This is a genomic window from Marinobacter guineae (assembly GCF_002744735.1).
Taxonomy (GTDB): domain Bacteria; phylum Pseudomonadota; class Gammaproteobacteria; order Pseudomonadales; family Oleiphilaceae; genus Marinobacter; species Marinobacter guineae.
Map to the genome: position 1 here is coordinate 639,470 of NZ_KZ319339.1, position 25,818 is coordinate 665,287.

A 25,818-nucleotide genomic window follows, 5' to 3' on the forward strand; every position below is an offset into this window, starting at 1 on the left:
AAGTGCTTCAGCAAAGTTGGCGCGCATATTACCGGCGCCGGCAAGCCCCGTCAACACGGAATTTTAAATTCCCTGAGACAACTGCTCCTCAATGACAAAGCACCGCTACGAAAGTTCCCCTGAAACAGGGCCGCACACCCTCCAATTGGAGTTCCGGCGGAAGCATGAGACAATGCCCGGCCTCCAATTTACCGATGCCCAAACCGACAAGACGAGACATGACCGCCAAACTGATCAACGGAAAAGAAATTGCCGCCGAAGTAAGACAGCAGGTCGCCATCGGCGTGGAAACCCGCAGGCAGCAAGGACTTCGCGCTCCGGGACTTGCTGTAGTGCTGGTCGGCAACGATCCCGCCTCTCATGTGTACGTAGGCAACAAGCGCAAGGCCTGCGATGAAGCCGGAATCCTGTCCCTCTCCTATGACCTGCCGGCAGACACCTCTCAGGAAGCTCTGGAAGCTCTGATAGACGAATTGAACGAGAATCCGACGGTGGACGGGATTCTTGTGCAACTCCCCCTTCCTGACCATCTCGATGCGGATCCCATTCTGGTAAAGATCCGGCCAGACAAGGATGTGGACGGCTTTCACCCCTACAACATTGGCCGGCTGATGCAGCGCAAACCCACCCTGCGCCCCTGCACTCCGGCGGGCGTGATCACCCTGCTCGACAGCATAGGAACGCCTTACAAGGGCCAGCACGCGGTGATAGTAGGCGCCTCCAACATTGTCGGGCGACCCATGAGCATGGAGCTGCTTCTCAAAGGTGCGACCACAACCGTTTGCCACAGGTTTACACCGGATCTTGAGAAGTTTGTTCGGGAAGCGGACATTCTGGTGGCCGCCGTTGGCAAACCCGGATTGATCAAGGGAGAGTGGGTGAAGCCAGGCGCTACGGTAATTGATGTAGGCATCAACCGGATGGAAGACGGTAAACTTCATGGCGATGTGGATTTCAAGGCTGCATCTGAGAGGGCCGCCTACATCACACCAGTTCCCGGTGGTGTCGGACCCATGACCATTGCCACATTGCTACAGAACACCCTGTACGCAGCGGACGTGCTGCACAAGGACTGAACTCGACCTCTGTTGAATTACGGCTTGGCCTAATCCAACGTATAAAGTGCATGCTCTCAGGTAGGTCGGATTAGGCGAAGCCCTAATCCGACAAGCCATAAAAAACCCCGCCGTAGCGGGGTTTTTTATGGCCAGAGCTTACTGCCCGTATTTGGCCTTCGCCTTCAGACGGTAAGCGTGCAGAAGCGGCTCAGTGTAACCGTTCGGCTGCTCACGGCCCTTGAGAACCAGATCCAGTGCTGCCTGGAACGCCACACTGTCATCAAAGTTACCGGCCATCGGGCGATACGCAGGATCACCCGCGTTCTGCTTGTCGACCACCGCAGCCATGCGCTTCATGGTTTCCATGATCTGCTCTTCGGAGCAGATACCATGGTGCAGCCAGTTGGCCAGCAACTGGGATGCAATCCGCAGGGTGGCGCGGTCTTCCATCAGGCCCACATCATTGATATCGGGCACCTTGGAACAACCAACACCCTGGTCAATCCAGCGTACGACATAACCGAGAATACCCTGGGCGTTGTTGTCCAGCTCCTGCTGGATGTCTTCGGCGCTCAGCGACGATGGATCTTCCATCACCGGCACCGTCAGAATGTCATCCAGGGCAGCACGGGTGCGGCTCTCCAGCTCTTTCTGGACGTCTGCAACATTGATCTGGTGGTAATGGGTGGCGTGCAGGGTTGCCGCGGTGGGAGACGGAACCCAGGCGGTGTTGGCGCCGGCTTTCGGGTGACCAATCTTGGCTTCCAGCATGCCGGCCATGAGATCCGGCATGGCCCACATGCCCTTACCAATCTGGGCAACGCCACGGAAACCGGTCTCCAGACCGATATCCACGTTCCACTGCTCGTAGGCGTTAATCCAGGTTGCCTGCTTCATCGCGCCTTTACGAATGAACGGACCCAGCTCCATGGAGGTGTGGATCTCGTCACCAGTGCGATCCAGGAAGCCGGTGTTGATGAACACAGCGCGCTCCCTGGCGGCATGAATACAGGCCTTCAGGTTAACCGTCGTACGGCGTTCCTCGTCCATGATACCGACCTTCAGGGTAAAGCGTGGCATACCGAGAGCGTCTTCAACGCGGCCAAAGAACTCGTTGGTGAAAGCCACTTCTTCAGGACCGTGCATCTTCGGCTTCACGATGTACATGGAGCCTTTGGTGCTGTTCTGGAACGTGCCACTGCCCTTCATGTCGTGGATGGCGATCAGCGACGTAATCAGACCGTCCATCAGACCTTCGGGCACTTCGTTTCCGTCTTTCAGCAGGACAGCCGGGTTGGTCATCAGGTGACCGACATTACGGATGAACATGAGGCTGCGCCCTTTCAGGGCCAGCTCGCCACCGTCCGGCGCTGTGTAGGTGCGGTCCGCGTTCATTTTACGGGTCATCTGCTCGCCACCTTTCTCGAAGGTTTCCTGCAGATCACCTTTCATCAGGCCCAGCCAGTTTCGGTAAGCCAGCGCCTTGTCGTCGGCATCCACGGCGGCAACTGAGTCTTCGCAGTCCATGATGGTGGTCAGCGCAGACTCCATCAGTACATCCTTTACATTGGCGCCGTCGCCTTTGCCAATTGGATGGCTGGCGTCAATCTGGATCTCGAAGTGCATGCCGTTCTTGACCAACAGCACACCCGCAGGCGCATCGGTCGGACCGGTGTAACCAACAAAGCCCGCCTCATCTTTCAGACCGGTGGTATCACCGTTCTGGAGCTTGACCACCAGCTTGCCACCTTCAACCAGGTACTTGGCAGCATCTTTGTGGCTGCCGGAAGCCAGTGGCGCGGAGCTGTCCAGCAAATTGCGGGCCCACTCGATTACCTTGGCGCCACGCACGGGATTATAGCCACGACCTTTCTCGGCACCGTTGTCTTCGGAGATAGCATCAGTGCCGTACAGAGCGTCGTAAAGACTTCCCCAGCGAGCGTTCGCAGCGTTCAGGGCAAAGCGGGCGTTCATGATCGGCACAACCAGCTGAGGCCCGGCCATGGTGGCAACTTCCGGATCAACATTGGAGGTGGAAATCTTGAATTCAGCTGGCTCGTCAACCAGATAACCGATGTCTTTCAGAAAAGACTTGTACTCGGCCATGTCCAGCTTCTGACCCTTGTGATCCCGGTTCCAGCTGTCCATTTTTTCCTGGATCGCGTCACGCTTGGCCAGCAAATCCCGATTGCGCGGGGCCATCTCGTTCACGATCTTGTCAAATTCTGCCCAGAATTTGTCGGCATCGATTCCGGTACCCGGAATAGCTTCATTGTTTACGAAGTCATACAGATTCTTTGCGACCTGAATGCCGCCGATTTGTACGCGTTCTGTCATCGTTGTCTGCCTCAGTGGGTTACGTTTCCCGACTCCCCCTTCGCCTTGAGGGGGCATTCTAATTTGTGCGACGCATTGTAAGGGAAAATCCTTACAAGATCATTCCCGCAGGCGCAAAACTGGTCTGACCAATCACCATTTACTCGAAACTCAAGCTCGCCGCCAGCTCGTTCCCTCACGGGAATCGTCCAGAATTACCCCCTTCTCCGCCAGTTGATCGCGGATCCGGTCAGCCTCGGCAAAATCCTTCGCCTTCCGGGCATCCGCCCTGGCCTGGATCAAGGCCTCAATGTTGTCGGCACTGAGCTCACCGCCAGCGCCCCCTTGGAAAAAAGCTTCAGGATTCTGCTGCAACAGGCCAAGCACACTACCCAGTCTGACCAGCACCGCAGCACTGCGCTTCGCTTCCTCTTCACTGCCATCCCGACGATGCTGATTGATCTCGTTGGCGACGGCGTGCAACACAGCAATGGCGCCTGCGGTATTGAAATCATCATCCATCGCCTCGGCAAACCGCCGGTCATGCTCTGTTTCCGGCACATCCGCCGCTTTCGCGGGCACAATGCCGCGCAGTGCATGGTAAAGCCGGGTGAGGGTTCGGCCGGCCTCGGCCAGGTTCTCCTCGGAATAATCCACCTGACTCCGGTAATGACTGGAAACCAGGAAATAGCGAACCACTTCCGCAGGGTAGGTTTCCATAATCTCGCGGATGGTGAAGAAATTGCCCAGGGATTTGGACATCTTTTCCTTGTTTACCCGAATAGCGCCAGCATGCATCCAGGTATTTACGAATGTGTGGCCCGTGGCGCACTCGGATTGGGCAATCTCGTTTTCATGGTGTGGGAACAATAGATCGGGGCCACCGCCATGAATATCAAAGGTGTCGCCCAGGCAGGAAGTGGACATGGCCGAACACTCAATGTGCCAACCCGGTCGGCCATCCCCCCAGGGTGAAGGCCAGCTGACCTCCCCTGCTTTGGCCGCTTTCCACAGTGCGAAATCCGCTGGGCTACGCTTGGCTTCCTGAACATCGACCCGGGCACCCGCCAGCAGGTCGTCCAGCTTCTTCTTGCTGAGCTTGCCGTACCCATCAAAGGAATCAACGGCAAAATACACATCACCGTTATCGGCGGCATAGGCATGCCCGCCATGGATCAGCTTGTGGATCATCGCGATGATTTCGTCGATATACGCGGTGGCCCGAGGCTCCTCATTGGGAGACAGCACACCCAGACGCGCCTCGTCTTCGTGCATGGCCTGGATCATGCGCCCCGTAAGTTCATTGTAGGGCTCACCGTTTTCCTCGGCCCGGCGCAGAATCTTGTCGTCGATATCGGTGATGTTGCGAACGTAATTCACCTCAAAACCACGATGGCGCAGGTAACGGGTGACCACATCAAAAGCCACCAGAACCCTTGCATGGCCGAGATGGCAATAGTCGTAGACTGTCATGCCACAGACGTAGATCCGGACCTTCCCAGGCTCAATGGGCCGGAACTCTTCCTTCTGTTGGGTCAGCGTGTTGTAGATGCGGATCACTTGCCCCCCTTTCCCCAGGAATCCCTGAGCGTTACGGTACGGTTGAAGACCGGCCGGCCGGCACTGGCGGTGTGCTCCTGATCGCAGTAGAAATAACCTTCCCGCTCAAACTGGTATGGCAGCTCGGTACGAGGCTCTGCCAAACTCTTCTCAACCCGGGCACCCTTGAGAACGACCAGAGATTCCGGATTCAGATGATCCATCAGATCGCCGTCCTTATCGCTGTCCGGCGATTCATGGTTGAACAGGCGGTCGTACAGGTTGATATCCGCTTCCACACTGTCAGTTGCAGACACCCAGTGGACAACGCCGTTCGGCTTGTAGCCCTCCGGGTTCACCCCCAGGGTGTTCGGATCGTATTCGCACTTGAGCTCCACAATCTCGCCACTGTCGTCCCGGATAACTTCCCGGCACGTCATCACGTAACCGCCCCGCAAGCGTACCGCCTGATCCGGCGCCAGCCGCTTCCATTTGCGCGGAGGCTCCATTTCGAAATCCTCGCGGTCGATGAACAGAGTCTTCGTCCACGGCACTTCGCGCTCGCCCATTCCCGGGTTTTGCGGGTGTGCCGGGAGCCTCAGGGTCTCAACCTGATCGGCCGGGTAATTGGTCAGCGTCACCTTCAGTGGACGCATCACACACATGGCGCGCGGGGCCCGATTGTTCAGGTCCTCCCGGATAGCATGCTCCAGCATGCCCACATCAACGGTGCCGCCCGCCTTGTTCACGCCGATCATGTCGCAAAAGGTGCGAATGGATTCAGGCGTATAACCGCGCCGGCGCATGCCGGAAATGGTGGGCATCCGCGGATCATTCCATGAGTCGACAACACCTTCGTCCACCAGACGCTTGAGCTTGCGCTTGGAAGTAATGGTGTAATTCAGGTTCAGCCGGGCAAATTCGATCTGGCGCGGATGACACGGACCGGAGATGTTATCCAGAACCCAATCATACAGCGGCCGGTGGTCTTCAAATTCCAGGGTGCACAGGGAGTGGGTAATACCCTCCATGGCGTCGGAGATCGGATGGGTGTAGTCGTACATCGGGTAGATGCACCATTTGTTGCCGGTCTGGTGATGCTCGGCGTACCGGATTCGGTAAAGGATCGGATCGCGCAGGTTAATATTCGGCGACGCCATATCAATCTTGGCACGCAGAACCAGCTCACCGTTCTGATACTTGCCGTCACGCATGTCGCGGAACAACTGCAGGCTCTCTTCAACCGGACGGTCCCGATACGGGCTGTTTCTGCCTGGCTCTTTCAGACTGCCCCGGTACTCGGCCATTTCGTCGGCCGAAAGCGCACACACGTAGGCCTTGTCCCGGGTGATCAGCTCTTCAGCGAAATCATAGAGGGCGTCGAAATAATCCGAGGCATATCGAACGTCTCCGGCCCATTCGTAGCCAAGCCATTCCACATCCTGCTTGATGGCGTCAATGTATTCCTGGTTCTCTTTTTCCGGATTGGTGTCGTCAAACCGCAGGTTGCATTCACCGGAAAAGGTTTCGGCGATACCAAAGTTCAGGCAAATCGATTTAGCATGGCCAATGTGCAGATAGCCATTGGGCTCAGGCGGGAAACGGGTAACCACCTTTCCAGTGTGTTCGCCGCTGGCGATGGCGTCTTCGATCAGGCTCTGGATAAAGTTGTGGGCTTTCTTCGACTCGGCGCTCATACAATCTCTGTTAAAGGGGAATGAATCTTAAACCGCGTATTATACTCACAAATCCTGGCCGGACTCATGCATACCGGGAAACTCTTGAGTACAATGTGGCTTTTACCGCACTCAACCTCTATGAACAGGAAACCCTGATGATTCTGCTGACAACCAACTTCGGTGACATCAAGCTGGAACTGGACCACGACAAGGCTCCGGAAACCGCCAAAAACTTTGAACAGTACGTTCGCGACGGCTTTTACGATGGCCTGATTTTTCACCGTGTGATCAGCAACTTCATGATTCAGGGGGGCGGTTTTGAGCCGGGAATGACACCGCGCAAAACCCGGGATTCAATCCAGAACGAAGCTGACAATGGCCTGAGCAACATGCAGGGGACCATTGCCATGGCCCGCACCATGGACCCTCATTCCGCCACCGCCCAGTTCTTCATCAACGTGGAAAACAACGGCTTTCTTGACCACACCGCCAAGAATGCCGAAGGCTGGGGCTACTGCGTTTTCGGCAAGGTGGTTGAAGGAATGGAAACGGTGAACGCCATTCGTGCCGTACGCACCACCATGCGCGCCGGCCATCAGGACGTTCCAGCGGATGACGTGGTCATCGAGAAAGCGGAAGTTCTGGAGGACGGAGGCGCGGCGTGACCGCGCTGTTTATTTCGGATCTTCATCTGGAAGAATCGCGCCCGGACATCACCGGGGCGTTCCTGGCCTTTCTCGATGAGAAGGCTGCCGGGGTGGAGCAACTCTACATCCTTGGCGACTTTTTCGAGGCCTGGATCGGAGACGATGAACGGACCCCGTTACAGGAACAGGTTGCCGCCGCCCTTCGGAAAGTAAACGAGAGCGGCACCGAGATCTTCCTGATGCACGGCAACCGGGATTTTCTTATCGGAAAGGATTTCTGCGATCGGGCTGGTGCGATCTTGCTGGAAGATCCCACCGTCATTGATCTCTATGGCACCCCCACCCTGCTAATGCACGGCGACAGCCTGTGCACCGCCGATGTGGAGTACCAGAAGTTCCGGGCCAACATGCGCAACCCGCAATGGCAACAGATGATACTCCAACGCCCCCTGGAAGACCGCCAGCAGATGGCCCGTCAGTTACGGGAAATCAGCATGGCCAAGAATCAGGGCAAGGAAGAGTTCATCATGGACGTATCATCCGAGGAAGTGGTCCGGGAAATGGAAGCCCATGGTGTCCAGCGGATGATCCACGGCCACACCCACCGTCCGGCAGAACATGCGCTGACGACGAACGGACATCCTGCCAAGCGGATTGTCCTGGGTGACTGGGGGGAGAACGTCTGGTGGCTTGAGGTGAAACCGGGCACCTCGCCAACCCTCAACAAACATCCGCTGTAACGCAGACAGGCCGGGCAATTGCCCGGCCTGTCTGTCTCAGTTGTGAAGAATCTGCTCAAGGAATTTCTGGGTTCTCGGCTCTCTGGGGTTGGAGAAGAATTCCTGGGGCGGCGCCTCTTCAACGATCTCGCCGCCATCCATGAAGATCACCCGGTCTGCCACCGTTTTGGCAAAGCCCATTTCGTGGGTGACACAGATCATGGTCATGCCACTTTTTGCCAACTCCACCATAACATCGAGCACTTCCTTGATCATTTCCGGGTCAAGTGCCGAGGTGGGTTCGTCGAACAGCATAATTTTCGGTTTCATGCACAGAGCCCGGGCAATCGCCACCCGCTGCTGCTGGCCACCCGACAACTGCCCCGGGTACTTGTTGGCCTGATCGGGTATCTTGACCCTCTCCAGATATTCCATGGCGCTCGCTTCAGCTTCCTTACGAGGGATCTTGCGGACCCAGATAGGCGACAGGCAACAGTTCTCCAGCACGGTCAGGTGCGGGAAAAGATTGAAATGTTGAAACACCATGCCGACTTCCCGGCGCACGGTATCAATCTGGCGCACATCATCAGTCAACTCCACATCATCCACCACTATTTTGCCCTGCTGGTGCTCTTCCAGCCGGTTAATACAGCGGATGAATGTGGATTTTCCGGAACCTGACGGGCCGCAGATTACGATGCGCTCGCCCTGCTTCACTGTCAGGTTCAGATCTTTCAGAACGTGAAAGTCCCCATACCATTTGTGCATCCCCTCGACACGAATAATATCGACTTTCGGCTCACTCCGGCTCTCCGAATTCTGCTGGCTGTCCGGTGTTCGGGTGGTTTCTGTCATTGGATTACCCATCATGATTTATGACCAGTGTCGAGTTTGCGCTCCAGCTTCTGGCTGTACCGGGAAATACCAAAACAGAACACCCAGAAACAGAAGGCAACGAAGACATACCCCTCAACGGCAACGTTCTGCCAGGCGGGGTCCGTTATGGTTGATTGGACTGTGCCAAGGATATCGAACAGGCCGATGATCAGCACCAGCGTGGTGTCCTTGAACAACGCTATGAATGTGTTAACAATTCCCGGAATGACCATCTTGAGGGCCTGCGGCAGGATGATCAGCCCGGTTTTTTTCCAATAGCCGAGTCCCAGCGCATCCGCTGCTTCGTATTGCCCCCGTGGTATGGCTTGAAGGCCACCCCGGATGACCTCCGCCATGTAGGCTGACTGCCAGAGAGTAATGCCGATCAGTGCCCGCATCAGCTTCTCGAAGTTCATGCCTTCCGGCAAAAACAGCGGCAGCATCACAGACGCCATGAACAGCACGGTAATCAACGGCACCGCGCGCCAGACCTCGATAAACACGACACAAAGGCCGCGAATAATGGGCATGTCCGAGCGCCGCCCCAGGGCCAGAAGAATGCCGATGGGCAGTGACGCGATTATCCCGATATAGGCAATAATCAGCGTCAGCGTCAGGCCACCCCATTTGGCGCTATCTACTGCCTCAAGGCCGAAACTGCCGCCCGGGATCAAGACATAACCAACCACCGGCAGGCCGGTCATGCCGAAAATACCCAGCCACTTGCGGCCCGGGAAGTTCTCGATGAACTGGGGCACGAACGACAATGCCAGCAGGGCGAACATCACATCGATACGCCACTGCAGCTCATTGGGATAAAACCCGTAGATAAAGAAATTCAGGCGCTGGTTGATAAACAGCCAGCAGGCACCGGCACCCGTACAGTCGCTCGGATCACTGCCTTTGAAATCCGCGTCAAGTAACAACCAGTTCAGTACTGGCCCCACGCTAGTCACCAACAGATAGCCCACGATCAAAGTCAGCAGGGTGTTGTACCAGCTGGAGAACAGATGCATGCGCATCCAGGCTACCGGGCCCAGCTGTTTTTTCGGTGGCTTTATTACAGACTCAGCCATTCATCGCTCCTTAATCGCTACGGCCCGATTATAGATATTCATAAACAGGGAAATGAGTAGACTGATTGTCAGATAAACGGCCATCGTGATCGCAACCACTTCAACGGCCTGGCCGGTCTGATTCAGGGTCGTCCCCATGAACACCGCCACCAGATCGGGATAACCGATCGCTGTCGCCAGGGAAGAGTTCTTCACAAGATTCAGGTACTGGCTAGTCAACGGAGGGATGATCACCCGCATGGCTTGCGGAATCACCACCAGACGAAGGGTCAGACTGTTCGGCAGGCCCAGAGCCTTGGACGCCTCCGTCTGACCCTTGCTCACCGAGAGGATGCCCGACCGGACAATCTCTGCGATAAAGCTCGCGGTATAGAGAGACAGTGCAATCCACAACGCCGCCAGTTCCGGAATAATGGTTATGCCCCCCCCGAAGTTGAATCCTTTCAGGGCCGGAACATCCCAGGTCAGTGGTTGCCCCGCCACCAGGTATGCCAGAGCCGGCAGCAGTAACAGAACGGCAACACCCACCTTGAACGTGGGAAAGATCTGCCCGGTGGCCAACTGGCGCTTTTTGGCCCAGATTCGGAGGGCCACCACCGCAATGATGGCAGCAACCAGCCCACCCCAGACCAGTCCGAAGCCATCCTGGGCCACCGGTTCCGGCAGGTACAGGCCACGGTTATTCAGGAACAGTGCATTGCCCACCTCAACACTTTGCCGGGGCGACGGCAGGTTGCTGAGCACCGCGAAGTACCAGAAGAAGATTTGCAGCAGCAGTGGAATGTTGCGGATCACCTCGATGTAAACCAGGGCGACCTTGGCCACCAGCCAGTTACTGGACAATCGCGCAACTCCCAGAATAAAGCCCAGGATCGTGGCAGCGACGACACCCATGGCGGAGACCAGCAGGGTGTTGGTGAGCCCCACCCAGAAAGTCCGGCCGTAAGACATGGTAGCGTCGTAGGGGACCAGGCTCATGATGATGCCAAAGCCAGCGGTTTCATCGAGAAAGCCGAAGCCGGTACTGATGCCCCGACTTTGCATGTTGGACAGTGTGTTATCAATCAGGGTCCAACCAGCCCAGAAGACTATAGATAGAGTGACGATCTGAAAGAAGATGGAGCGAATGCGCGGGTCATACCAGGGCTTGGGGCCCGCAGGTCTGGAATCGATGGTTTGTTTTTTCATGCATTTTCCCGAAAAGCTTCCGTGCGGTTAAACACATCACAGATTGACCGGAGGCAAGGCTCGACCGGAGCCCGCCCCCTGTCCGCTCTCAGGTATTAACGAACCGGTGGCGCATACATGATGCCGCCGTCGGTCCACAGTGCGTTGAGGCCGCGATCAAGACCCAGCGCTGTATCAGGCCCTACGTTACGGTTGTACATCTCACCATAGTTGCCGACCTGCTTCACAACCTTGTACCCGAAGTCCGCCGGCACACCCAACTTGGCGCCCATGTCGCCATCGGTTCCAAGCAGGCGCTGGATGTTCGGGTTATCCGACTTCAGCATGTCATCCACGTTATCCATTGTGACACCCAGTTCTTCGGCGTTGATCTGGGTAAACAGAACCCACTTCACAATGTTGAACCATTGATCATCACCCTGGCGCACCACGGGGCCGAGGGGCTCTTTGGAGATGGTGTTTGGCAGAATCTTGGCCGAGGACGGGTCGGCGAGTTTGGACCGAAGTGCTGCAAGCTGTGACCGATCGGATGTCAACACATCGCACCGGCCAGAGGCAAAACCCTGCACTGTCTGCTCGGAGGTATCAAAAACAATCGGTTTGAACTCCATGCCCTTGGCCCGGAAATAGTCGGCAAGATTCAGTTCGGTGGTAGTACCCGCCTGGATACACACGGTTGCACCGTCAAGCTGGGTGGCATCGTCCACACCGATGCCCTTATTAATCAGGAAGCCCTGGCCGTCATAGTAATTGACGCCGGTGAAGTTCAGACCCAGGGATGCATCGCGAGTAAGAGTCCAGGTGGTATTCCGGGACAAGATATCGATTTCGCCGGATTGCAGCGCCGTTAAGCGTTCCTTTGCGGTCAGCGGAGTGAACTGGACAGCCTTGGCGTCACCGAAGATGGCAACAGCGACGGCCCGGCAGGTATCCACATCAATGCCTGTCCAGTTGCCATTTTCATCAGGCTGTGAAAATCCGGGAAGGCCACTGGTCACACCGCACTGCAAGTGCCCTTTCTCCTTGACACTTTCGAGCGTTGTAGCCGCGCTGGCAGTTGAAGCGGTAAATGCGCCCAGAATCAGGGCGGCGCCGACGGCAATCGACTTGGCGTTATTCATTATTTTATCTCCGAAGTTCCGTTGATTATACGAGCAACGGTTCCCAGCAATTTATAAGCCAGAGAACTTAACGCGTTGATTTTTTGTGTTTATTTTCTTAAGAGCCGGTTCTGTTAACACACTTCGGCCACACCAATGTGCAAGCCGTGCCCCAGTTCGGCGCACGGGAAGACTACAGGTCAGTAGAAAGGTGTTTTCCTGAACGCTCAGTTACAAGATAGAACATAGATCAGGATCTGAACTGAATTTCAGGAATTTTCTGAGGAAAATTTCATTTCAGTAGGTTCAGAGTAGGTATCCAGCCGCTTCAGCCAGCCTGGCAGCCAGCGTTCCAACTCAATCGGGTTATCAGCGTTCTGCGCCCTTCTGGTCAGCACCCTCCTGGCGGCATCGCGAAACTGAACCAGAGCGGTGTCCCCCTGCGCACCGTCCATCGCCATCAGCACCTGCAGCAGCCCCCAACCTTCACCATTGTAGCGCTCTGATGCTGCGAGGCCCTCTCCCTTGAAGTTTACGTAATCCATGATTGCGTACACCCCGCCTGGAGTCTGACTCAGAGCCTGAAGGCGTGCAGCAATTTCATCCTTCTGTTCCTCGGGGACAGCATCGATCACCTTCGCCAACGATTTTCTGGCGCGGCGAAATATGAATTCCGCCTGAATGCCCTGCGTGCCTGCCAGAAATTCCCTGAGCTCTGCCATTTCAGGCGAATCGAGGACTGCCAGAAAGGACTGCCTGTTTGCCCACGGCGCGTCAAATGGCTCAACAGCTCTCAGCCACTCGGGGATGCTCACTTGCCGCTGCTGCATGTACTCAATCAGGGCAGGAAAACTTTCAACGAATTTTCCATCGACACCCTGCGGATACCAGATAAAGTGACCGATCCCCAGAGACGGGAAGGCTTCGCCCTCGTTCCAGTGAACCAGACACTCAAAACGGCCCGCACACTCGTTACGGAAAATCTGCTGACCGACCCAGTCCAGCTGAGCAGGGGTAAGCGCGAGGGAAATATCTCCGGCGGGTAAGGCAGAGTTCTCCGCAACGGGACCCCCGGAACCGCTGGCTGGCGCTTCTTCATCCGAATCGCAGCCGGCCAGACTCAGAAGACCGGCCAGGAAGATCACTCCGAGAAACTTAAAAGGCACTGGTTTGCTCCTGAAGAGAAGGTGGTAAGCACCGTCAACCAATAACATACTCCACCAGATTTCGGCAGGTCGTTATTCGTGGCGTAACGCATCGATCGGGTTCAGCATGGCTGCTTTGCGGGCGGGGAAGTAGCCGAAGATCACGCCAATCGCCACCGAGAAAGTAAACCCGACCGCCATAACCGCTGGCGAGACAACAAAGGGCATATCCAGCCGCCAGGTCACCAGCCAGGTTCCGCCTACGCCCAGAACCAGACCTATGATGCCGCCGAGCGTCGAGAGAGCAATGGACTCTACCAGAAACTGGGTCAGCACATCGCGGGCCTGCGCCCCGATAGCAAGGCGAATGCCGATCTCACGGGTACGCTCTGTGACCGAAACCAGCATGATATTCATGATTCCGATACCGCCGACCAGCAGGCTGACCGCCGCAATCGCACCGAGCAGAACGGTCAGGGTGTTGGTGGTGCTCTCCAGAGCCTGTGCGATATCCTGGGTGTCCCGGACATAGAAGTCATCGGCGGCGCCAATTGAAGCGCTGCGTCGCTGTCTCAGAAGGGATTCAATCTGTGCCTGGACCATGCCGGTTGTGCCATCCACCAGGGCGGACACGTAAATGGCCCCGACATCGAGCTCGCCAACCAGCCGTCTCTGTACCGCCTTGACCGGCATCAAAATGGCTTTGTCCCGGTCCTGCCCCATGGACTCACCCTTCTCTTCCAGCACACCAATCACCCGACAGGCCGTCCGCCCTACCCGAATGGTCGACCCCAATGGTTCCTGACCGAGGTACATTTCCTCGATCAGGGTCTTGCCGATAATGCATACGGCAGCGCCGGAGGACAGCTCATTGGCCTCAAACACTCGACCGTAATCCAGGTGATGGTTGCGTACGGCAAAATACTCGTTGGTGGTGCCGGTAATTGGGACGGTGTCATTGACATTACCGATGACGACGGTGGCACTGGTGTTGAGCGCGGGAGCCACCAGGATCCCGTCCACCTCGTTGCTGATGGCCTCTGCATCGGCCAATTCAAAGTTCTCCGCACTGGTTCGGACGCCTCCAGGGCCCCGCTGGGCGGAGCCCGGCATGACAAACAGCAGGTTGGAACCGATGCTGGCGATCTGTTCAGTGACGCTGCGGGTGGCTGACTGCCCCAGGTGCACCATAGCCACCACACTCGCCACCCCGATAATGATGCCGAGGGTGGTCAGGAACGAACGGAGTTTGTTACGGGCAATAGCCTGCACCGACATGCCCAGGGTGTCCAGGGCCCTCACGGGATAACCTCCGCAGGCGCGCCATCCCTGACCAGCTTGCCATCGGTGAAAAACAGGATCCGGTCGGCATACCTGGCGATCTCAGGTTCATGGGTCACCATAAGGATCGTAATTCCACGTTGTTCACGGATGGAAACCAGCTCCTTCATGATCTCCCCCGCCATCACGGTATCCAGGTTACCCGTTGGCTCATCCGCCAACAGTACCGGCGGTTCGGTTACCAGGGCCCTGGCAATCGCCACCCGTTGCTGTTGGCCTCCGGAGAGCTGCGCAGAGGTCGCATGAACCCGCTCGGCAAGGCCAACGTTCGTCAGTGCCTGCATTGCCAGCTGATGGCGCCGGGTTGGCCGCACCCCTTCATAGATCAGTGGCAGCTCGACATTTCCCAGGGCACTGACCCGGGGCAACAGGTTGAAACTCTGAAACACGAAGCCCATGAAATTGCGACGTAACAGGGCCAGCTCGTCCCGGTCCAGGCCACCGACTTCCACGCCCCGGAACCAGTATTCGCCAGAGGACGGAACATCGAGGCAGCCGAGGATATTCATGCAGGTGGACTTCCCGGAACCTGACGGTCCCATGATTGCGACGAACTCCCCGGCGCGGATAGTCAGGCTCACACCATCCAGGGCACGAACTTCCGTAGTGCCACTGCCGTATATCTTGTAGATGTCGCGCATCTCCACCACGGCTGGAGCCTGTGTCGTCTCAAGCAATCCGGAAGAACTCTGGTCATTCATGGCGTCACCGGCTTTATTCCGGTGATCACCATGTCTCCCTCCGCCAGCTCATTACCGGTCAGTTCCGTAAACCGGCCATCAGATGCACCTGTTTGTACCACCACCCGGGTCGGCTGCCCCTCACGCGTTACCCACACAGTGTTTGAAGGTCCGGATCGATTACCGCCGGCCCGGCCGCCGGGGTGACTGAACAGCCCTCCGCCACCGGCACCGGTCTCCGGTGGGCTGAAACGGAATGCCATGTTTGGCACCCGGAGAACGTCCTCGCGCCGGCCGGTTTCGATGGTCGCGGTTGCTGTCATGCCCGGTCTGAGAAGCCCCTCACTGTTATTCACGGACAGCACCGTGGTGTAGGTGACCACATTGTTCTCGACGGCAGGATACAGATGAACCTTGAGCACTTCGGCGGAAAACTCCCTTCCGGACCAGGCATCGACAGTAAAGGTCGCGCTCTGTCCCGCCTCGACCAATCCGACATCCGCCTCATCCATAGAGACATGCAGTTCCATTTCTTTCAGGTCCTCCGCCAACAGAAACAGGACCGGGGTCTGGAAGCTGGCAGCCACGGTGTTACCGGGCTCGATACTACGCTGCAGAACAACCCCGTTGATGGGCGAGCTGATTATGGCTTTTTCAAGCCGGGTCCGGGCCTGCGATACTGAAGCATCTGCCTGTCGTACTGACGCCCGCGCATAGGCCAGCTTGGCTTCCGCCCGTTTTCGGGCCGCCATAGCAGCATCCAGTTCGGCCTGGGCCGAGGTGCCCCGCTCACGCAATGCATTGACCCGTCGCTCATCGACTCTCGCTTCTTGAAGGGTAGCCTCGGCCTCCGCCACGGACGCCCGGGCCAGGGCAAGCTGGGCCTCAGCCTGTTCCAGGGCGACTTGCAGTTCATCGGTATCGAACAGAGCCAGCACCTGACCTTCGGTAACCTGGTCATTCTCATCCACCAGGACCCGGGTAATCAGGCCGGAAATCTCGGCACCTACCGAAACCTCACTTTTGGGCTCGAGGCTTCCAGTCGCCGTGGCCGTCAACACCATGTCGCCACGGTCCAGGCCATGCGTCTGCCAGCGTACCTCTTTGTCATCCGGCCACAGCCACCAGCCACAGAGCGCTATAAGTGCCAGGAATACGACCAGCCAGGTCCACCTGCTTGCCCTGCCGCGCTCGCGCCCCGCGCGGATAACATGATTGACCTCGGCAGCCATTTCCTGCCGGGATGGGTCTTTTTCCTCTTGCATCAACCTATCCCCCAAACCGGAATGACATAAGCCAGGAACTTGAGAATTTTGAGTACGCAATGTGCCGACAAAGTTCTGTATCGCAAAAACAGATAGCGCCCCGACACAGACACACTCCTGTTTGAAAGTCCCTTCATAGCGCCCCCTTCGGAGAAAGTATGTTGACGGGGAAACCCACAGCTCTCTAGAGTTTAGAGGAGTTCAGACACCCTATGGTGAAATGGAGACCTAAAAGAATGCCGAGCCTTGAGCCCGCAAAGCTGGGACTGCGCACCCGGCTATTCAAGTTGCTTTTCGAGTCCGACAGCCGCGCGGCCAAGGCTTTTGATATTGGCTTGGTCCTACTGATTTTCATCAGTGTCGGGATTGTCATGCTCGATAGCATAGACAGCTATCACCAACGCTATGGTGACCTGTTTTTCTATTCCGAATGGTGCATCACCATTCTCTTTACGATCGAGCTGGCACTGAGAATCTACAGTTTGCAGAAGCCATGGCTCTACCTGAAAAGCTTCTACGGCATCATAGATATGCTGGCGATCCTGCCAGCATGGCTAACACTGATCGTGCCCGGTTCCCAGACCCTGATTATCGTTCGGATGCTCCGGGCATTAAGGCTGTTCCGGGTGCTTGACATGATGATCCTGGAGGGTGAAAAGAGGCTCCTGCTCGATGCCATGATACGGAGCCGGCATCAGATTCTGTTGTTCCTGTTTACCGTTCTGATGGTTGTGACTATCTTTTCGTCTCTTCTTTACTTGATCGAACCCTCAGAGGCCGGATTCACCAGCATTCCGACAGCGATCTACTGGGGCATTGTCACACTGACGACGGTCGGCTACGGCGACATAACGCCGGTCACCCCATTGGGACAGTTTATATCGGTAGCCATAATGCTCACCGGTTACTCGATTATTGCACTGCCCGTGGGCATTTTCTCCGCCGAAGTGATCCGGGCTCTGCGTGAAGAACGCTACTCCCGTGAAGCCTGCCCCGGGTGCGGCAGGGATCACCATGAACAGGATGCGCGCTACTGCAAATTCTGCGGAACCTGGCTCGATGAGGACACGGTTGATCCTCGCAAGAATGCAGAAGGCCCCGCAACCTGAGGCTCCGGGGCTTCTTTGGGCTGAGTTGCGGGCCTCAGTCCATGAGGTGCTCGGACAATGCTGACCTGATCTCGTCAGGAATAGGCAGGGCTTTCTCTGTCTTGTAATCGAAATGAATCAGTACGGCCACGCCACGGGCAATCTGTTTGCCGTTCTGCCAGGCCTCCTGAACCACGTGGAAGGAGCTGTTGCCGATTTTGCCAATCCCGGTGCGAATCTCCACCGGCATGTGCCAGTAACTCTGGGCCATCAGGTCAATCTCCAGCCGAGCGATGATCAGCGGCCAGGTTTCGGCTTCCAGGGTAGGATGAAAAATCTGGAAAACCGGCGTTCTGGCCTGCTCAAACCAGACTGGCAAGGTGGTGTTGCTGATGTGCCCCAGAGCATCGGTATCGCTGAAACGTGGTTCCAGTTCAAGATGAAACATTGTGACTTCCCTTTTTCCAAAACCACGTACTATACACCGATGAAAGAGCGAGGCCCCAGCTCCAGAACTATGGCACGATGCGCAATACCCGGCCTTCGGGGCTGTCCGTCAGCAGATACACCGCACCTTCCGGCCCGGTGACCACATCGCGAATTCGTTCGCCCAGTTCTTTGAACAATGTTTCTGAATCCTTTGCCCGCAACCCCTCCAGCTGAACCCTGTGCACACTTCTGTCCGCAAGAGCCCCAACCAGAAGACTTCCACGCCACGCCGGAAACAGATCAGCCCAATAGCGTGTCATTCCGGATGGTGCGATAGAAGGCGTCCAGTGTACCAAGGGCTGCTCCATGCCTTTAAGCTCCGTAAATGGAGTAACCATCGCACCGGTATAGTCAATGCCATGGGTAATCACCGGCCAGCCATAGTTATTTCCGGGCTCGATCAGGTTGATTTCATCACCGCCCCGGGGGCCGTGCTCATGCGCAATCAGCCTGCCCTCAACAGAGTCATACAGAAGACCCTGTACATTGCGATGACCGTAACTGTAGATTTCCGGCAATGCCCCTTCGCGGCCGACGAAGGGATTATCATCCGGGGCGGTACCGTCAGGATTCAGCCGGACAATCTTACCCAGATGACTGGACAGGTTCTGGGCCTGCTCGCGGAAATCAAACCCGTCACCCAAAGCAACCACCAGAGTGCCGTCCGGAAGCCAGGCCATCCGACCACCGTAATGTGCGTTCCCGTATTTAGCTGGGGTGGCCCGGAAAATCTCGGTGACATCCGCCAGTGCTTCCCCGTCAAACCTGCCCTTCGCAACACACAGGTGATTAGCGGGTTCCGTATCACAGGCATAGCTCAGGAAAATCATCCGGTCCCCGGAAAAATCCGGGGACAGCACGACCTCGAAGAGCCCGGCCTGACCATCGTTGAACACAGCGGGCACTCCCGCTATCGGGGCCTCCAGCAACTGACCGTCGTCAGAGATTCTCCTGAGCCGACCTGCCCTTTCCGTGACCAGAGCACCACCCGCCGGCAGAAAAGCCAGGGACCAGGGATGCTCGAGCCCGGAAGCCACCGTTTCAACGGTATAATTCTCCTCCGACTGGGCCTTGGCGGGATCGGAGGGCCATGCCACCCCGACTACCAGACAACACAACACCATCGATGTCGTCGAATGACTACCCGCTGAGGGTGGCCTGTATGCCGATAGCCGGGCAAAGAGCCCGCCTGCCAAAGCAGCCGTAGCAAGCATGGCAGCCAGTCCGGCGTGGGAACGGGTTGCCGCGATCAACGTCGGCATTGGTGCCAGGGCATTGGCCGTCGCCAAGGCAACCCACAGCCCGGCTGCCGCAGCGAGTGCGAACACCGGTCCACGAAATCGCGGCCCGATAACCCTCGATACTCCGGCGGCCATAGCCTGTGAAAGCAGGAAAGCCGCCCCGAAAAGAATTGCGTAGACCGGGCCGAAATTGAGCAGGTCATGGACCGTTGCAGACAGGCGAGTGCCAATATCGATCGTTACCCCCAGTTCCTGAAGGGCAAGCATGTTCAGTTGGGTCTGAACTACTGAACCCAGGATCACTCCGACCACCAGGGCAGCCAGAAAGCCCAGTAAAATTCGTCCTGTTCCCTGCCTGCCTTTCATTGGAAGTCTCTCCGGAAGCTTTTCCCGTTTGTACAATTGGTCGTACTGGCATAAAAAAACCGGAGCATCACACTCCGGTTTCATTAGGGACCACGCAGGAGCGCTCTTTACTGCTCCACAAACGCCCGCTCGATAACGTAATGCCCCATATCGCCACCCCGGGCTTCCTTGAAGCCCATGTTATTAAGGATAGCGCAGGTATCCTTGAGCATGCTCGGGCTGCCGCAGATCATGAACCGGTCGTTTTCCGGATCGAAATCCGGCAGGCCCAGGTCACGGGTGATCTTTCCGGTTTCCATGGCATCCGTCAGGCGGCCCCGGTTTCGGAACGCCTCACGGGTCACAGTCGGATAATAGACGAGCTTGCCTTCGACCATTTCACCGAAAAACTCATTTTCCGGCAACTCTTCGATTTCCTTCTGGTAGGCAAGTTCTGACACATAGCGTACGCCGTGGGTCAGGATCACCTTGTCAAATGCCTCATAGACTTCCGGATCCTTGATGATGCTCATGAATGGTGCGAGCCCGGTGCCGGTGCTGATCAGCCAGAGATTCTTGCCCGGCAGCAGGTTATCCAGAATCAGGGTGCCGGTAGGTTTGCGGCTCACCAGAATTTCGTCTCCCACCTGGATCTTCTGAAGGCGGGAAGTAAGTGGACCGTCCTTTACCTTGATCGAGAAAAACTCCAGCTCTTCCTCATAATTGGCACTGGCAATACTGTAGGCACGCATCAAAGGCTTGCCGTCGGTTTCCAGACCAATCATGACAAAATGACCGTTTTTGAAACGAAACCCCGGGTCCCGGCTTGTAGTGAAGCTGAACAGGGTATCGTTCCAGTGATGGACGCTGGTAACTTTCTCTTTGATCAGGTTGCTCATGTAAACCTCTTGCCTGTTCGTTACGCTTTTTACGGCGAATGATTCAAGTTTGGATTGCGATAAGTGTAACCCGGCACTAACCTATCGGGAAAATGGGATATTCACATAACCTTATTCGACCCAGTCGATTTATAGCGGATTATTATGAAATACAGTTTCCGGCAACTGGAAGTCTTTCTGGCCGCGGCCCATTTCCAGAACATTACCCGTGCTGCGGAATCGCTCGCCATGTCACAATCCGCCGCCAGCAGTGCGCTAAAGGAGCTGGAAAACCAGTTTGATATCCAGCTGTTTGACCGCGTGGGCAAACGCCTTCAACTGAATGAACTTGGTCGACTCTACCGGCCAAAGGTTGAGGCCGTCCTCGCCCAGGCAAATGAGCTGGAGCAGGCGTTCAGCAAACACACGGAAGTGGGTGCCTTGAAAGTCGGCGCTACGCTCACTATTGGTAACTATCTGGCCGTAGGTGTCATGGCCCAATACATGAATACCCCTACCCGCCCACGAGTCGCCCTGGAAGTTGCCAACACGAGCACAATCGCCAGAAGGGTCAAGGATTTTGAACTGGATATCGGGCTGATTGAGGGGGAACTGCAGTCGTCGGAACTGGATGTCATTCCATGGCGGGGCGATGAACTGGTGGTTTTCTGCTCGCCCAGCCACCCTCTGGCCAGCAAACCCTCGCTGAGCGATGACGACCTTCGGGACGCCACCTGGATCATGCGGGAACAGGGTTCCGGCACACGGCAGAGTTTTGAACGAGGGATGCACGGCCTGTTGGCGGATCTGAATGTGCTTCTGGAACTGGAACATACGGAAGCCATCAAGCGCGCGGTCGAAGCGGACCTTGGCATTGGCTGTCTGTCCGACGTTGTTCTGGCCGATGCCTTCAAACGTGGAAGTCTGGTTCCCCTGGCTGTGCCGGAGCACCGCCGTTTTGACCGGCAGTTCTACTTCATCCTGCACAAGCAGAAATACCGCAGTGCCGGGATTGACGCCTGGATAGAACTTTGTCGGAAGCTTCGATAAAAAGCGTGAACTTGGGGTCAGATGAAGGCGTTCATCTGACCCCGGTTTCAGCTTACCGGACCGCTGTGAAACCGGAACTCGGTGTCCGGCTCCTCAATCAGTGCCTTTTCCAGCGCCAGAAACTCGGCGACGCGCTCGTCTACTGGGCCGGCGGCCGCCTGCTCAGCAAGCTTGAGATAGTCTTGATAGTGCCGCGCCTCGGATTTCAGGAGGCTGGTATAGAAATCCGCCAGCTTTTCATCCAAGGAAGGCGCCAGTGCCGCAAACCGTTCGCAAGAACGAGCTTCGATAATAGCCCCGACGATAAGAACATCCACCAGCCGGCCGGGATCTTCTGAGCGGACTTCCTGTCTCAGTCCTGCCGCGTAGCGGGACGGAGTCAGGTGGCAGTATTCCACACTCCGTTTGTTCATGATCGCCAGCACCTGCTCGAAATGCCGGAGCTCCTCCCGGGCAAGCCGTGACATCTTGTTCAGCAACTCGTTGTTGTCGACATACCGATACATCAGGCTGAGTGCGGTGGATGCGGCCTTCTTCTCACAGTGGGCGTGGTCGATCAGCATCAGCTCCTGGTTCGCCAGGGCATTGTCGATCCATTGTTGCGGAGTCCGGCACGGCAGAAAGTCATGAATCTCTTGCAGGGCGTCGGTCATATCATCATTACGCTGGTTAATTGGCGGCAGGAGTATAGCGCACTTAACAGATCTCTCCGACCTCTGTCCAACTTAACTTTATAAGGGGTTTCCTATAGAATGCAGCGCCAGATCAAGGAGTCTCTGAATAAATCCTGAAACCCCATCGGTGATTTGAGGCCTTATTCAGAGGCTCCTGCGGCCTTTTCGCCACAAAACTCCCGCCGGGCACCACGCCCACAGCGCGGAACATTCCAACTGATGAGGGTCCATATCGTGTTAGAAGCCTATCGTGAACACGTTGCTGAACGTGAAGCCCTGGGCATTCCGCCCAAGCCCCTGAACCCCGAGCAGACTGCTGGTCTGATCGAGCTGCTGAAGAACCCGCCGGCCGGTGAAGAAGCAACCCTGGTTGACCTGCTGGAAAACCGCGTTCCGCCGGGCGTGGACGAAGCCGCTTATGTAAAAGCTGCGTTCCTGACCGCAATCGTTAAAGGCGAAGCCACTTCTCCGCTGATCGACAAAAAGAAGGCTGTCCAGCTGCTGGGCATGATGCAGGGTGGCTACAACATCGCCACTCTGGTTGATCTTCTGGACGACAGCGAACTGGCCGAGCTGGCCGGCAAAGAACTAAAGCACACGCTGCTGATGTTTGACGCGTTCAACGACGTTAAAGAAAAGATGGACGCTGGCAACGCCGTCGCCAAGTCCGTGGTTGAATCCTGGGCCAATGCCGAGTGGTTCACCAACAGGAAAAAGGTTCCCGAAAGTACCAAGATGGTGGTTTTCAAGGTTACCGGCGAAACCAACACCGACGACCTGTCTCCGGCTCCGGATGCCTGGTCCCGGCCGGATATCCCGCTGCATGCCCGCGCTGCCTATAAAATGGAACGCGACGGCCTGAAGCCGGAAGAGCCCGGCGTCACTGGTCCCATGGGCCAGATCGACGAAATCAAAGCCAAGGGCCTGCCAGTTGCCTTTGTGGGTGACGTTGTCGGTACCGGTTCTTCACGGAAGTCTGCCACCAACTCCGTTCTGTGGTTCTTCGGTGACGACATCCCTGGCGTGCCGAACAAGCGTGCCGGCGGTGTCTGTATCGGTAACAAGGTCGCCCCGATTTTCTTCAACACCATGGAAGACGCTGGCGCTCTGGTATTCGAGGCCCCGGTTGACGACATGAACATGGGCGACGTCATTGAGATCCGCCCGTACGAAGGCAAGATCCTGAACGAAGCCGGCGAAACCATCTCCGAGTTCAAGTTCAAGTCTGATGTGATCCTGGACGAAGTTCAGGCCGGCGGCCGTATCCCGCTGATCATCGGTCGTGGCCTGACCGCCAAGGCCCGTACAGCGCTGAGCATGGGTGCCACCGACCTGTTCCGTCTGCCGAACGACCCGGAAGCCGGCACCAAGGGCTTCACCCTCGGCCAGAAGATGGTCGGCAAGGCCTGTGGCCTGGACGAAGGCAAGGGCGTTCGCCCGGGTACCTACTGCGAGCCTCACATGACCACCGTCGGCTCCCAGGACACCACCGGTCCGATGACCCGTGACGAACTGAAAGATCTGGCATGTCTGGGCTTCCAGGCCGACCTGGTGATGCAGTCCTTCTGTCACACCGCAGCCTACCCGAAGCCGGTAGACGTTGAAATGCAGCACACCATGCCGGACTTCATTCGCAACCGTGGCGGTGTTTCCCTGCGCCCGGGCGACGGCATCATCCACTCCTGGCTGAACCGCATGCTGCTGCCGGACACTGTTGGAACTGGCGGTGATTCCCATACCCGTTTCCCGATGGGCATTTCGTTCCCGGCCGGTTCCGGCCTGGTTGCATTTGCCGCGGCGACCGGTGTTATGCCGCTGGACATGCCGGAATCTGTACTGGTCCGCTTCAAGGGCGAAATGCAGCCGGGTATCACCCTGCGTGATCTGGTGCACGCCATCCCGCTGTACGGCATCAAGCAAGGCCTTCTGACCGTTGAGAAGAAAGGCAAGATCAACGAATTCTCCGGCCGTATCCTGGAGATCGAAGGACTTGAGCAGCTGACCGTTGAGCAGGCGTTCGAACTGTCTGACGCTTCCGCCGAGCGCTCTGCAGCCGGTTGTACCATCAACCTGTCTGAAGAGTCTGTAGCCGAGTACCTGCGCTCCAACATCACCATGTTGCGCTGGATGATTGCCGAAGGCTACGGCGATCCGCGTACTCTGGAGCGTCGCGCCCAGCAGATGGAAGAGTGGATTGCCGATCCGAAGCTGATGCGTGCCGACAAGGACGCGGAATATGCCCACGTGGTGGAAATCGATCTCGCCGAGATCAAAGAACCGATCGTGTGCTGCCCGAACGATCCGGACGATGCCCGCACCCTGTCCGAAGTGGCTGGTGACAAGGTAGACGAAGTCTTCATCGGTTCCTGCATGACCAACATCGGTCACTTCCGTGCCGCTGGCAAGCTGCTGGCACAGAACAAGGAGCCCCTGAAGACCCGTCTGTGGATGTCACCGCCCACCAAGATGGACCAGGCCCAGCTGATGGAAGAAGGTTACTTCAACATCTACGGCACCGCCGGTGTTCGCACCGAAATGCCAGGCTGCTCCCTGTGCATGGGCAACCAGGCACGTGTGGCGGCCAAGAGCACGGTGCTGTCCACCTCCACCCGTAACTTCCCGAACCGACTGGGTGATGGTGCCAACGTGTACCTGACCTCAGCGGAACTGGCAGCGGTTGGCGCGGTGCTTGGCAAACTCCCCTCCGCCGAGGAGTACATGGAGTACGCCAAGGACCTGAACAGCATGTCGAAAGAGATCTACAAGTACCTCAACTTCGACCAGATGGAGAACTACACCAAGAAGGCCGCCGAGGCGAACGTTGCCTAAGCACTGACTTTTTTCGGTTCAGCTCCACGAAAAACGCCAGCCTCCGGGCTGGCGTTTTTTTGTCGGCTCTCGTGGCATTACCAACGGCCAGCGTCACCCCCCCATCAGCGGCACGATCAGCACCGGACGCTTGGAGTGGGTCAGCGTCTTGGTCGCGGTAGAGCCGATCAGTGCCTGCCCTAGCGCGCTGTGTTTGCGGGTTCCCATAACGATCACATCGGCATTCATCTCGTCGCCGACTTCTAGGATTTTACGCCAGGGTGTGCCTACCTCGATGCGCGCCTCAATGTTCTTCAGGCCCAACACTTCGTGCTCTTCCAGCTCTTCCTCGCAGAAGCGCTCTATCCGCTCGCGAATCTTGACGCTCAGCGCTTCAACGCCTTTATGCAGCATGTCGTCGAGCTCTTTTTCCTCCATCATGTTACTCAGCAAACTGCGTGCGGTACCCGACAGGGACTCAATCACGTGCAGATAAGTGATCTGAGCGCCGGAGTAGTGACCACACAGGCTGACCGCTGCACGGAATGCCGGACGTGAACCTTGATCAAGATCGGAGACATATAAAATCTTTTTAACATCATGAAACATTGTTCTT

22 protein-coding genes are annotated in these 25,818 nt (G+C 56.8%); 6 read left to right on the plus strand and 16 right to left on the minus strand.

Annotated elements, in window-relative coordinates; all coding sequences use genetic code 11:
- Positions 1 to 218 precede the first annotated feature (218 nt).
- A complete protein-coding gene (gene folD, locus CLH62_RS02905; RefSeq protein WP_099616636.1) occupies positions 219 to 1,076 on the plus strand; it encodes a bifunctional methylenetetrahydrofolate dehydrogenase/methenyltetrahydrofolate cyclohydrolase FolD in 858 nt (285 codons plus the stop codon).
- 138 nt (positions 1,077 to 1,214) lie between these two features.
- On the opposite strand, the gene CLH62_RS02910 is transcribed toward folD, so the two are convergent.
- The 3 genes from CLH62_RS02910 to CLH62_RS02920 form a co-directional block, all read right to left on the minus strand.
- Positions 1,215 to 3,395 (minus strand): malate synthase G, encoded by a 2,181-nt coding sequence (locus CLH62_RS02910; RefSeq protein ID WP_099616637.1) that lies wholly within the window; start codon positions 3,393 to 3,395, stop codon positions 1,215 to 1,217.
- 150 nt (positions 3,396 to 3,545) lie between these two features.
- The gene (gene cysS, locus CLH62_RS02915; protein ID WP_099616638.1) at positions 3,546 to 4,934 is read right to left on the minus strand and encodes a cysteine--tRNA ligase; all 1,389 of its coding nucleotides are present in this window, start codon (positions 4,932 to 4,934) and stop codon (positions 3,546 to 3,548) included.
- A complete protein-coding gene (locus tag CLH62_RS02920) occupies positions 4,931 to 6,610 on the minus strand; it encodes a glutamine--tRNA ligase/YqeY domain fusion protein (RefSeq protein WP_099616639.1) in 1,680 nt (559 codons plus the stop codon). The genes cysS and CLH62_RS02920 overlap by 4 nt, the downstream gene beginning before the upstream one ends.
- 137 nt (positions 6,611 to 6,747) lie before the next feature.
- Between CLH62_RS02920 and CLH62_RS02925 the strand changes: the two genes are divergently transcribed.
- Both CLH62_RS02925 and CLH62_RS02930 read left to right on the plus strand, forming a co-directional pair.
- Positions 6,748 to 7,257 (plus strand): peptidylprolyl isomerase, encoded by a 510-nt coding sequence (locus CLH62_RS02925; RefSeq protein ID WP_099617604.1) that lies wholly within the window; start codon positions 6,748 to 6,750, stop codon positions 7,255 to 7,257.
- Positions 7,254 to 7,979: a UDP-2,3-diacylglucosamine diphosphatase gene (locus CLH62_RS02930; RefSeq protein ID WP_099616640.1), complete on the plus strand. Its 726-nt coding sequence runs from the start codon at positions 7,254 to 7,256 to the stop codon at positions 7,977 to 7,979. Before CLH62_RS02925 ends, CLH62_RS02930 begins: the two co-directional genes overlap by 4 nt.
- Before the next feature lie 36 nt (positions 7,980 to 8,015).
- Here CLH62_RS02930 and CLH62_RS02935 read toward each other — a convergent pair whose 3' ends face one another.
- From CLH62_RS02935 to CLH62_RS02970, 8 genes are all read right to left on the minus strand, one after another.
- The gene (locus CLH62_RS02935) at positions 8,016 to 8,726 is read right to left on the minus strand and encodes an amino acid ABC transporter ATP-binding protein (protein ID WP_322868519.1); all 711 of its coding nucleotides are present in this window, start codon (positions 8,724 to 8,726) and stop codon (positions 8,016 to 8,018) included.
- 98 nt (positions 8,727 to 8,824) lie between these two features.
- Positions 8,825 to 9,910: an amino acid ABC transporter permease gene (locus CLH62_RS02940; RefSeq protein ID WP_099616641.1), complete on the minus strand. Its 1,086-nt coding sequence runs from the start codon at positions 9,908 to 9,910 to the stop codon at positions 8,825 to 8,827.
- The gene (locus tag CLH62_RS02945; RefSeq protein WP_099616642.1) at positions 9,911 to 11,098 is read right to left on the minus strand and encodes an amino acid ABC transporter permease; all 1,188 of its coding nucleotides are present in this window, start codon (positions 11,096 to 11,098) and stop codon (positions 9,911 to 9,913) included.
- A gap of 95 nt (positions 11,099 to 11,193) precedes the next feature.
- Positions 11,194 to 12,219: an amino acid ABC transporter substrate-binding protein gene (locus CLH62_RS02950; protein ID WP_099616643.1), complete on the minus strand. Its 1,026-nt coding sequence runs from the start codon at positions 12,217 to 12,219 to the stop codon at positions 11,194 to 11,196.
- A gap of 248 nt (positions 12,220 to 12,467) precedes the next feature.
- Complete coding sequence (locus CLH62_RS02955) at positions 12,468 to 13,364, minus strand: hypothetical protein (RefSeq protein WP_099616644.1); 897 nt, start codon at positions 13,362 to 13,364, stop codon at positions 12,468 to 12,470.
- A 72-nt stretch (positions 13,365 to 13,436) separates the two neighbouring features.
- Positions 13,437 to 14,645, minus strand: a complete 1,209-nt coding sequence (locus tag CLH62_RS02960) for an ABC transporter permease (RefSeq protein WP_099616645.1) — start codon at positions 14,643 to 14,645, stop codon at positions 13,437 to 13,439.
- Positions 14,642 to 15,385 (minus strand): ABC transporter ATP-binding protein, encoded by a 744-nt coding sequence (locus CLH62_RS02965; RefSeq protein ID WP_099616646.1) that lies wholly within the window; start codon positions 15,383 to 15,385, stop codon positions 14,642 to 14,644. The genes CLH62_RS02960 and CLH62_RS02965 overlap by 4 nt, the downstream gene beginning before the upstream one ends.
- Positions 15,382 to 16,629, minus strand: coding sequence for an efflux RND transporter periplasmic adaptor subunit (locus CLH62_RS02970; RefSeq protein WP_099616647.1), 1,248 nt, complete (start codon positions 16,627 to 16,629; stop codon positions 15,382 to 15,384). The genes CLH62_RS02965 and CLH62_RS02970 overlap by 4 nt, the downstream gene beginning before the upstream one ends.
- A 236-nt stretch (positions 16,630 to 16,865) precedes the next feature.
- Between CLH62_RS02970 and CLH62_RS02975 the strand changes: the two genes are divergently transcribed.
- On the plus strand, positions 16,866 to 17,738 hold the full coding sequence (locus CLH62_RS02975; RefSeq protein ID WP_099616648.1) for an ion transporter: 873 nt from the start codon (positions 16,866 to 16,868) through the stop codon (positions 17,736 to 17,738).
- A gap of 34 nt (positions 17,739 to 17,772) precedes the next feature.
- On the opposite strand, the gene CLH62_RS02980 is transcribed toward CLH62_RS02975, so the two are convergent.
- From CLH62_RS02980 to CLH62_RS02990, 3 genes are all read right to left on the minus strand, one after another.
- The gene (locus tag CLH62_RS02980) at positions 17,773 to 18,165 is read right to left on the minus strand and encodes an acyl-CoA thioesterase (RefSeq protein WP_099616649.1); all 393 of its coding nucleotides are present in this window, start codon (positions 18,163 to 18,165) and stop codon (positions 17,773 to 17,775) included.
- Positions 18,166 to 18,232: 67 nt separating this feature from the next.
- Entirely contained in the window at positions 18,233 to 19,813 is a 1,581-nt protein-coding gene (locus CLH62_RS02985; RefSeq protein WP_099616650.1) for a PQQ-dependent sugar dehydrogenase, read from the minus strand.
- 107 nt (positions 19,814 to 19,920) lie between these two features.
- The gene (locus CLH62_RS02990) at positions 19,921 to 20,691 is read right to left on the minus strand and encodes a ferredoxin--NADP reductase (RefSeq protein WP_099616651.1); all 771 of its coding nucleotides are present in this window, start codon (positions 20,689 to 20,691) and stop codon (positions 19,921 to 19,923) included.
- 144 nt (positions 20,692 to 20,835) lie between these two features.
- Here CLH62_RS02990 and CLH62_RS02995 point away from each other — a divergent pair, with 144 nt between their 5' ends.
- Entirely contained in the window at positions 20,836 to 21,720 is an 885-nt protein-coding gene (locus CLH62_RS02995) for a LysR substrate-binding domain-containing protein (protein WP_099616652.1), read from the plus strand.
- 47 nt (positions 21,721 to 21,767) lie between these two features.
- Here the strand turns inward: CLH62_RS02995 and miaE are convergent, their stop codons facing one another.
- Positions 21,768 to 22,373 (minus strand): MiaE family protein, encoded by a 606-nt coding sequence (gene miaE, locus CLH62_RS03000; RefSeq protein WP_099616653.1) that lies wholly within the window; start codon positions 22,371 to 22,373, stop codon positions 21,768 to 21,770.
- Between the two features lie 255 nt (positions 22,374 to 22,628).
- Between miaE and CLH62_RS03005 the strand changes: the two genes are divergently transcribed.
- A complete protein-coding gene (locus tag CLH62_RS03005; RefSeq protein ID WP_099617606.1) occupies positions 22,629 to 25,223 on the plus strand; it encodes a bifunctional aconitate hydratase 2/2-methylisocitrate dehydratase in 2,595 nt (864 codons plus the stop codon).
- A 93-nt stretch (positions 25,224 to 25,316) separates the two neighbouring features.
- Here the strand turns inward: CLH62_RS03005 and CLH62_RS03010 are convergent, their stop codons facing one another.
- Positions 25,317 to 25,811: a universal stress protein gene (locus tag CLH62_RS03010; RefSeq protein WP_099616654.1), complete on the minus strand. Its 495-nt coding sequence runs from the start codon at positions 25,809 to 25,811 to the stop codon at positions 25,317 to 25,319.
- Between the last annotated feature and the right edge of the window lie 7 nt (positions 25,812 to 25,818).

Bases quoted from the DNA above. Each gene is read 5' to 3' on its own strand.
- folD (WP_099616636.1), top strand. From the start codon at position 219: ATGACCGCCAAACTGATCAACGGAAAAGAAATTGCCGCCGAAGTAAGA.
- CLH62_RS02910 (WP_099616637.1), bottom strand. From the start codon at position 3,395: ATGACAGAACGCGTACAAATCGGCGGCATTCAGGTCGCAAAGAATCTG.
- CLH62_RS02920 (WP_099616639.1), bottom strand. From the start codon at position 6,610: ATGAGCGCCGAGTCGAAGAAAGCCCACAACTTTATCCAGAGCCTGATC.
- CLH62_RS02925 (WP_099617604.1), top strand. From the start codon at position 6,748: ATGATTCTGCTGACAACCAACTTCGGTGACATCAAGCTGGAACTGGAC.
- CLH62_RS02935 (WP_322868519.1), bottom strand. From the start codon at position 8,726: ATGCACAAATGGTATGGGGACTTTCACGTTCTGAAAGATCTGAACCTG.
- CLH62_RS02940 (WP_099616641.1), bottom strand. From the start codon at position 9,910: ATGGCTGAGTCTGTAATAAAGCCACCGAAAAAACAGCTGGGCCCGGTA.
- CLH62_RS02945 (WP_099616642.1), bottom strand. From the start codon at position 11,098: ATGAAAAAACAAACCATCGATTCCAGACCTGCGGGCCCCAAGCCCTGG.
- CLH62_RS02950 (WP_099616643.1), bottom strand. From the start codon at position 12,219: ATGAATAACGCCAAGTCGATTGCCGTCGGCGCCGCCCTGATTCTGGGC.
- CLH62_RS02965 (WP_099616646.1), bottom strand. From the start codon at position 15,385: ATGAATGACCAGAGTTCTTCCGGATTGCTTGAGACGACACAGGCTCCA.
- CLH62_RS02970 (WP_099616647.1), bottom strand. From the start codon at position 16,629: ATGCAAGAGGAAAAAGACCCATCCCGGCAGGAAATGGCTGCCGAGGTC.
- CLH62_RS02975 (WP_099616648.1), top strand. From the start codon at position 16,866: ATGCCGAGCCTTGAGCCCGCAAAGCTGGGACTGCGCACCCGGCTATTC.
- CLH62_RS02980 (WP_099616649.1), bottom strand. From the start codon at position 18,165: ATGTTTCATCTTGAACTGGAACCACGTTTCAGCGATACCGATGCTCTG.
- CLH62_RS02985 (WP_099616650.1), bottom strand. From the start codon at position 19,813: ATGAAAGGCAGGCAGGGAACAGGACGAATTTTACTGGGCTTTCTGGCT.
- CLH62_RS02990 (WP_099616651.1), bottom strand. From the start codon at position 20,691: ATGAGCAACCTGATCAAAGAGAAAGTTACCAGCGTCCATCACTGGAAC.
- CLH62_RS02995 (WP_099616652.1), top strand. From the start codon at position 20,836: ATGAAATACAGTTTCCGGCAACTGGAAGTCTTTCTGGCCGCGGCCCAT.
- miaE (WP_099616653.1), bottom strand. From the start codon at position 22,373: ATGACCGACGCCCTGCAAGAGATTCATGACTTTCTGCCGTGCCGGACT.
- CLH62_RS03010 (WP_099616654.1), bottom strand. From the start codon at position 25,811: ATGTTTCATGATGTTAAAAAGATTTTATATGTCTCCGATCTTGATCAA.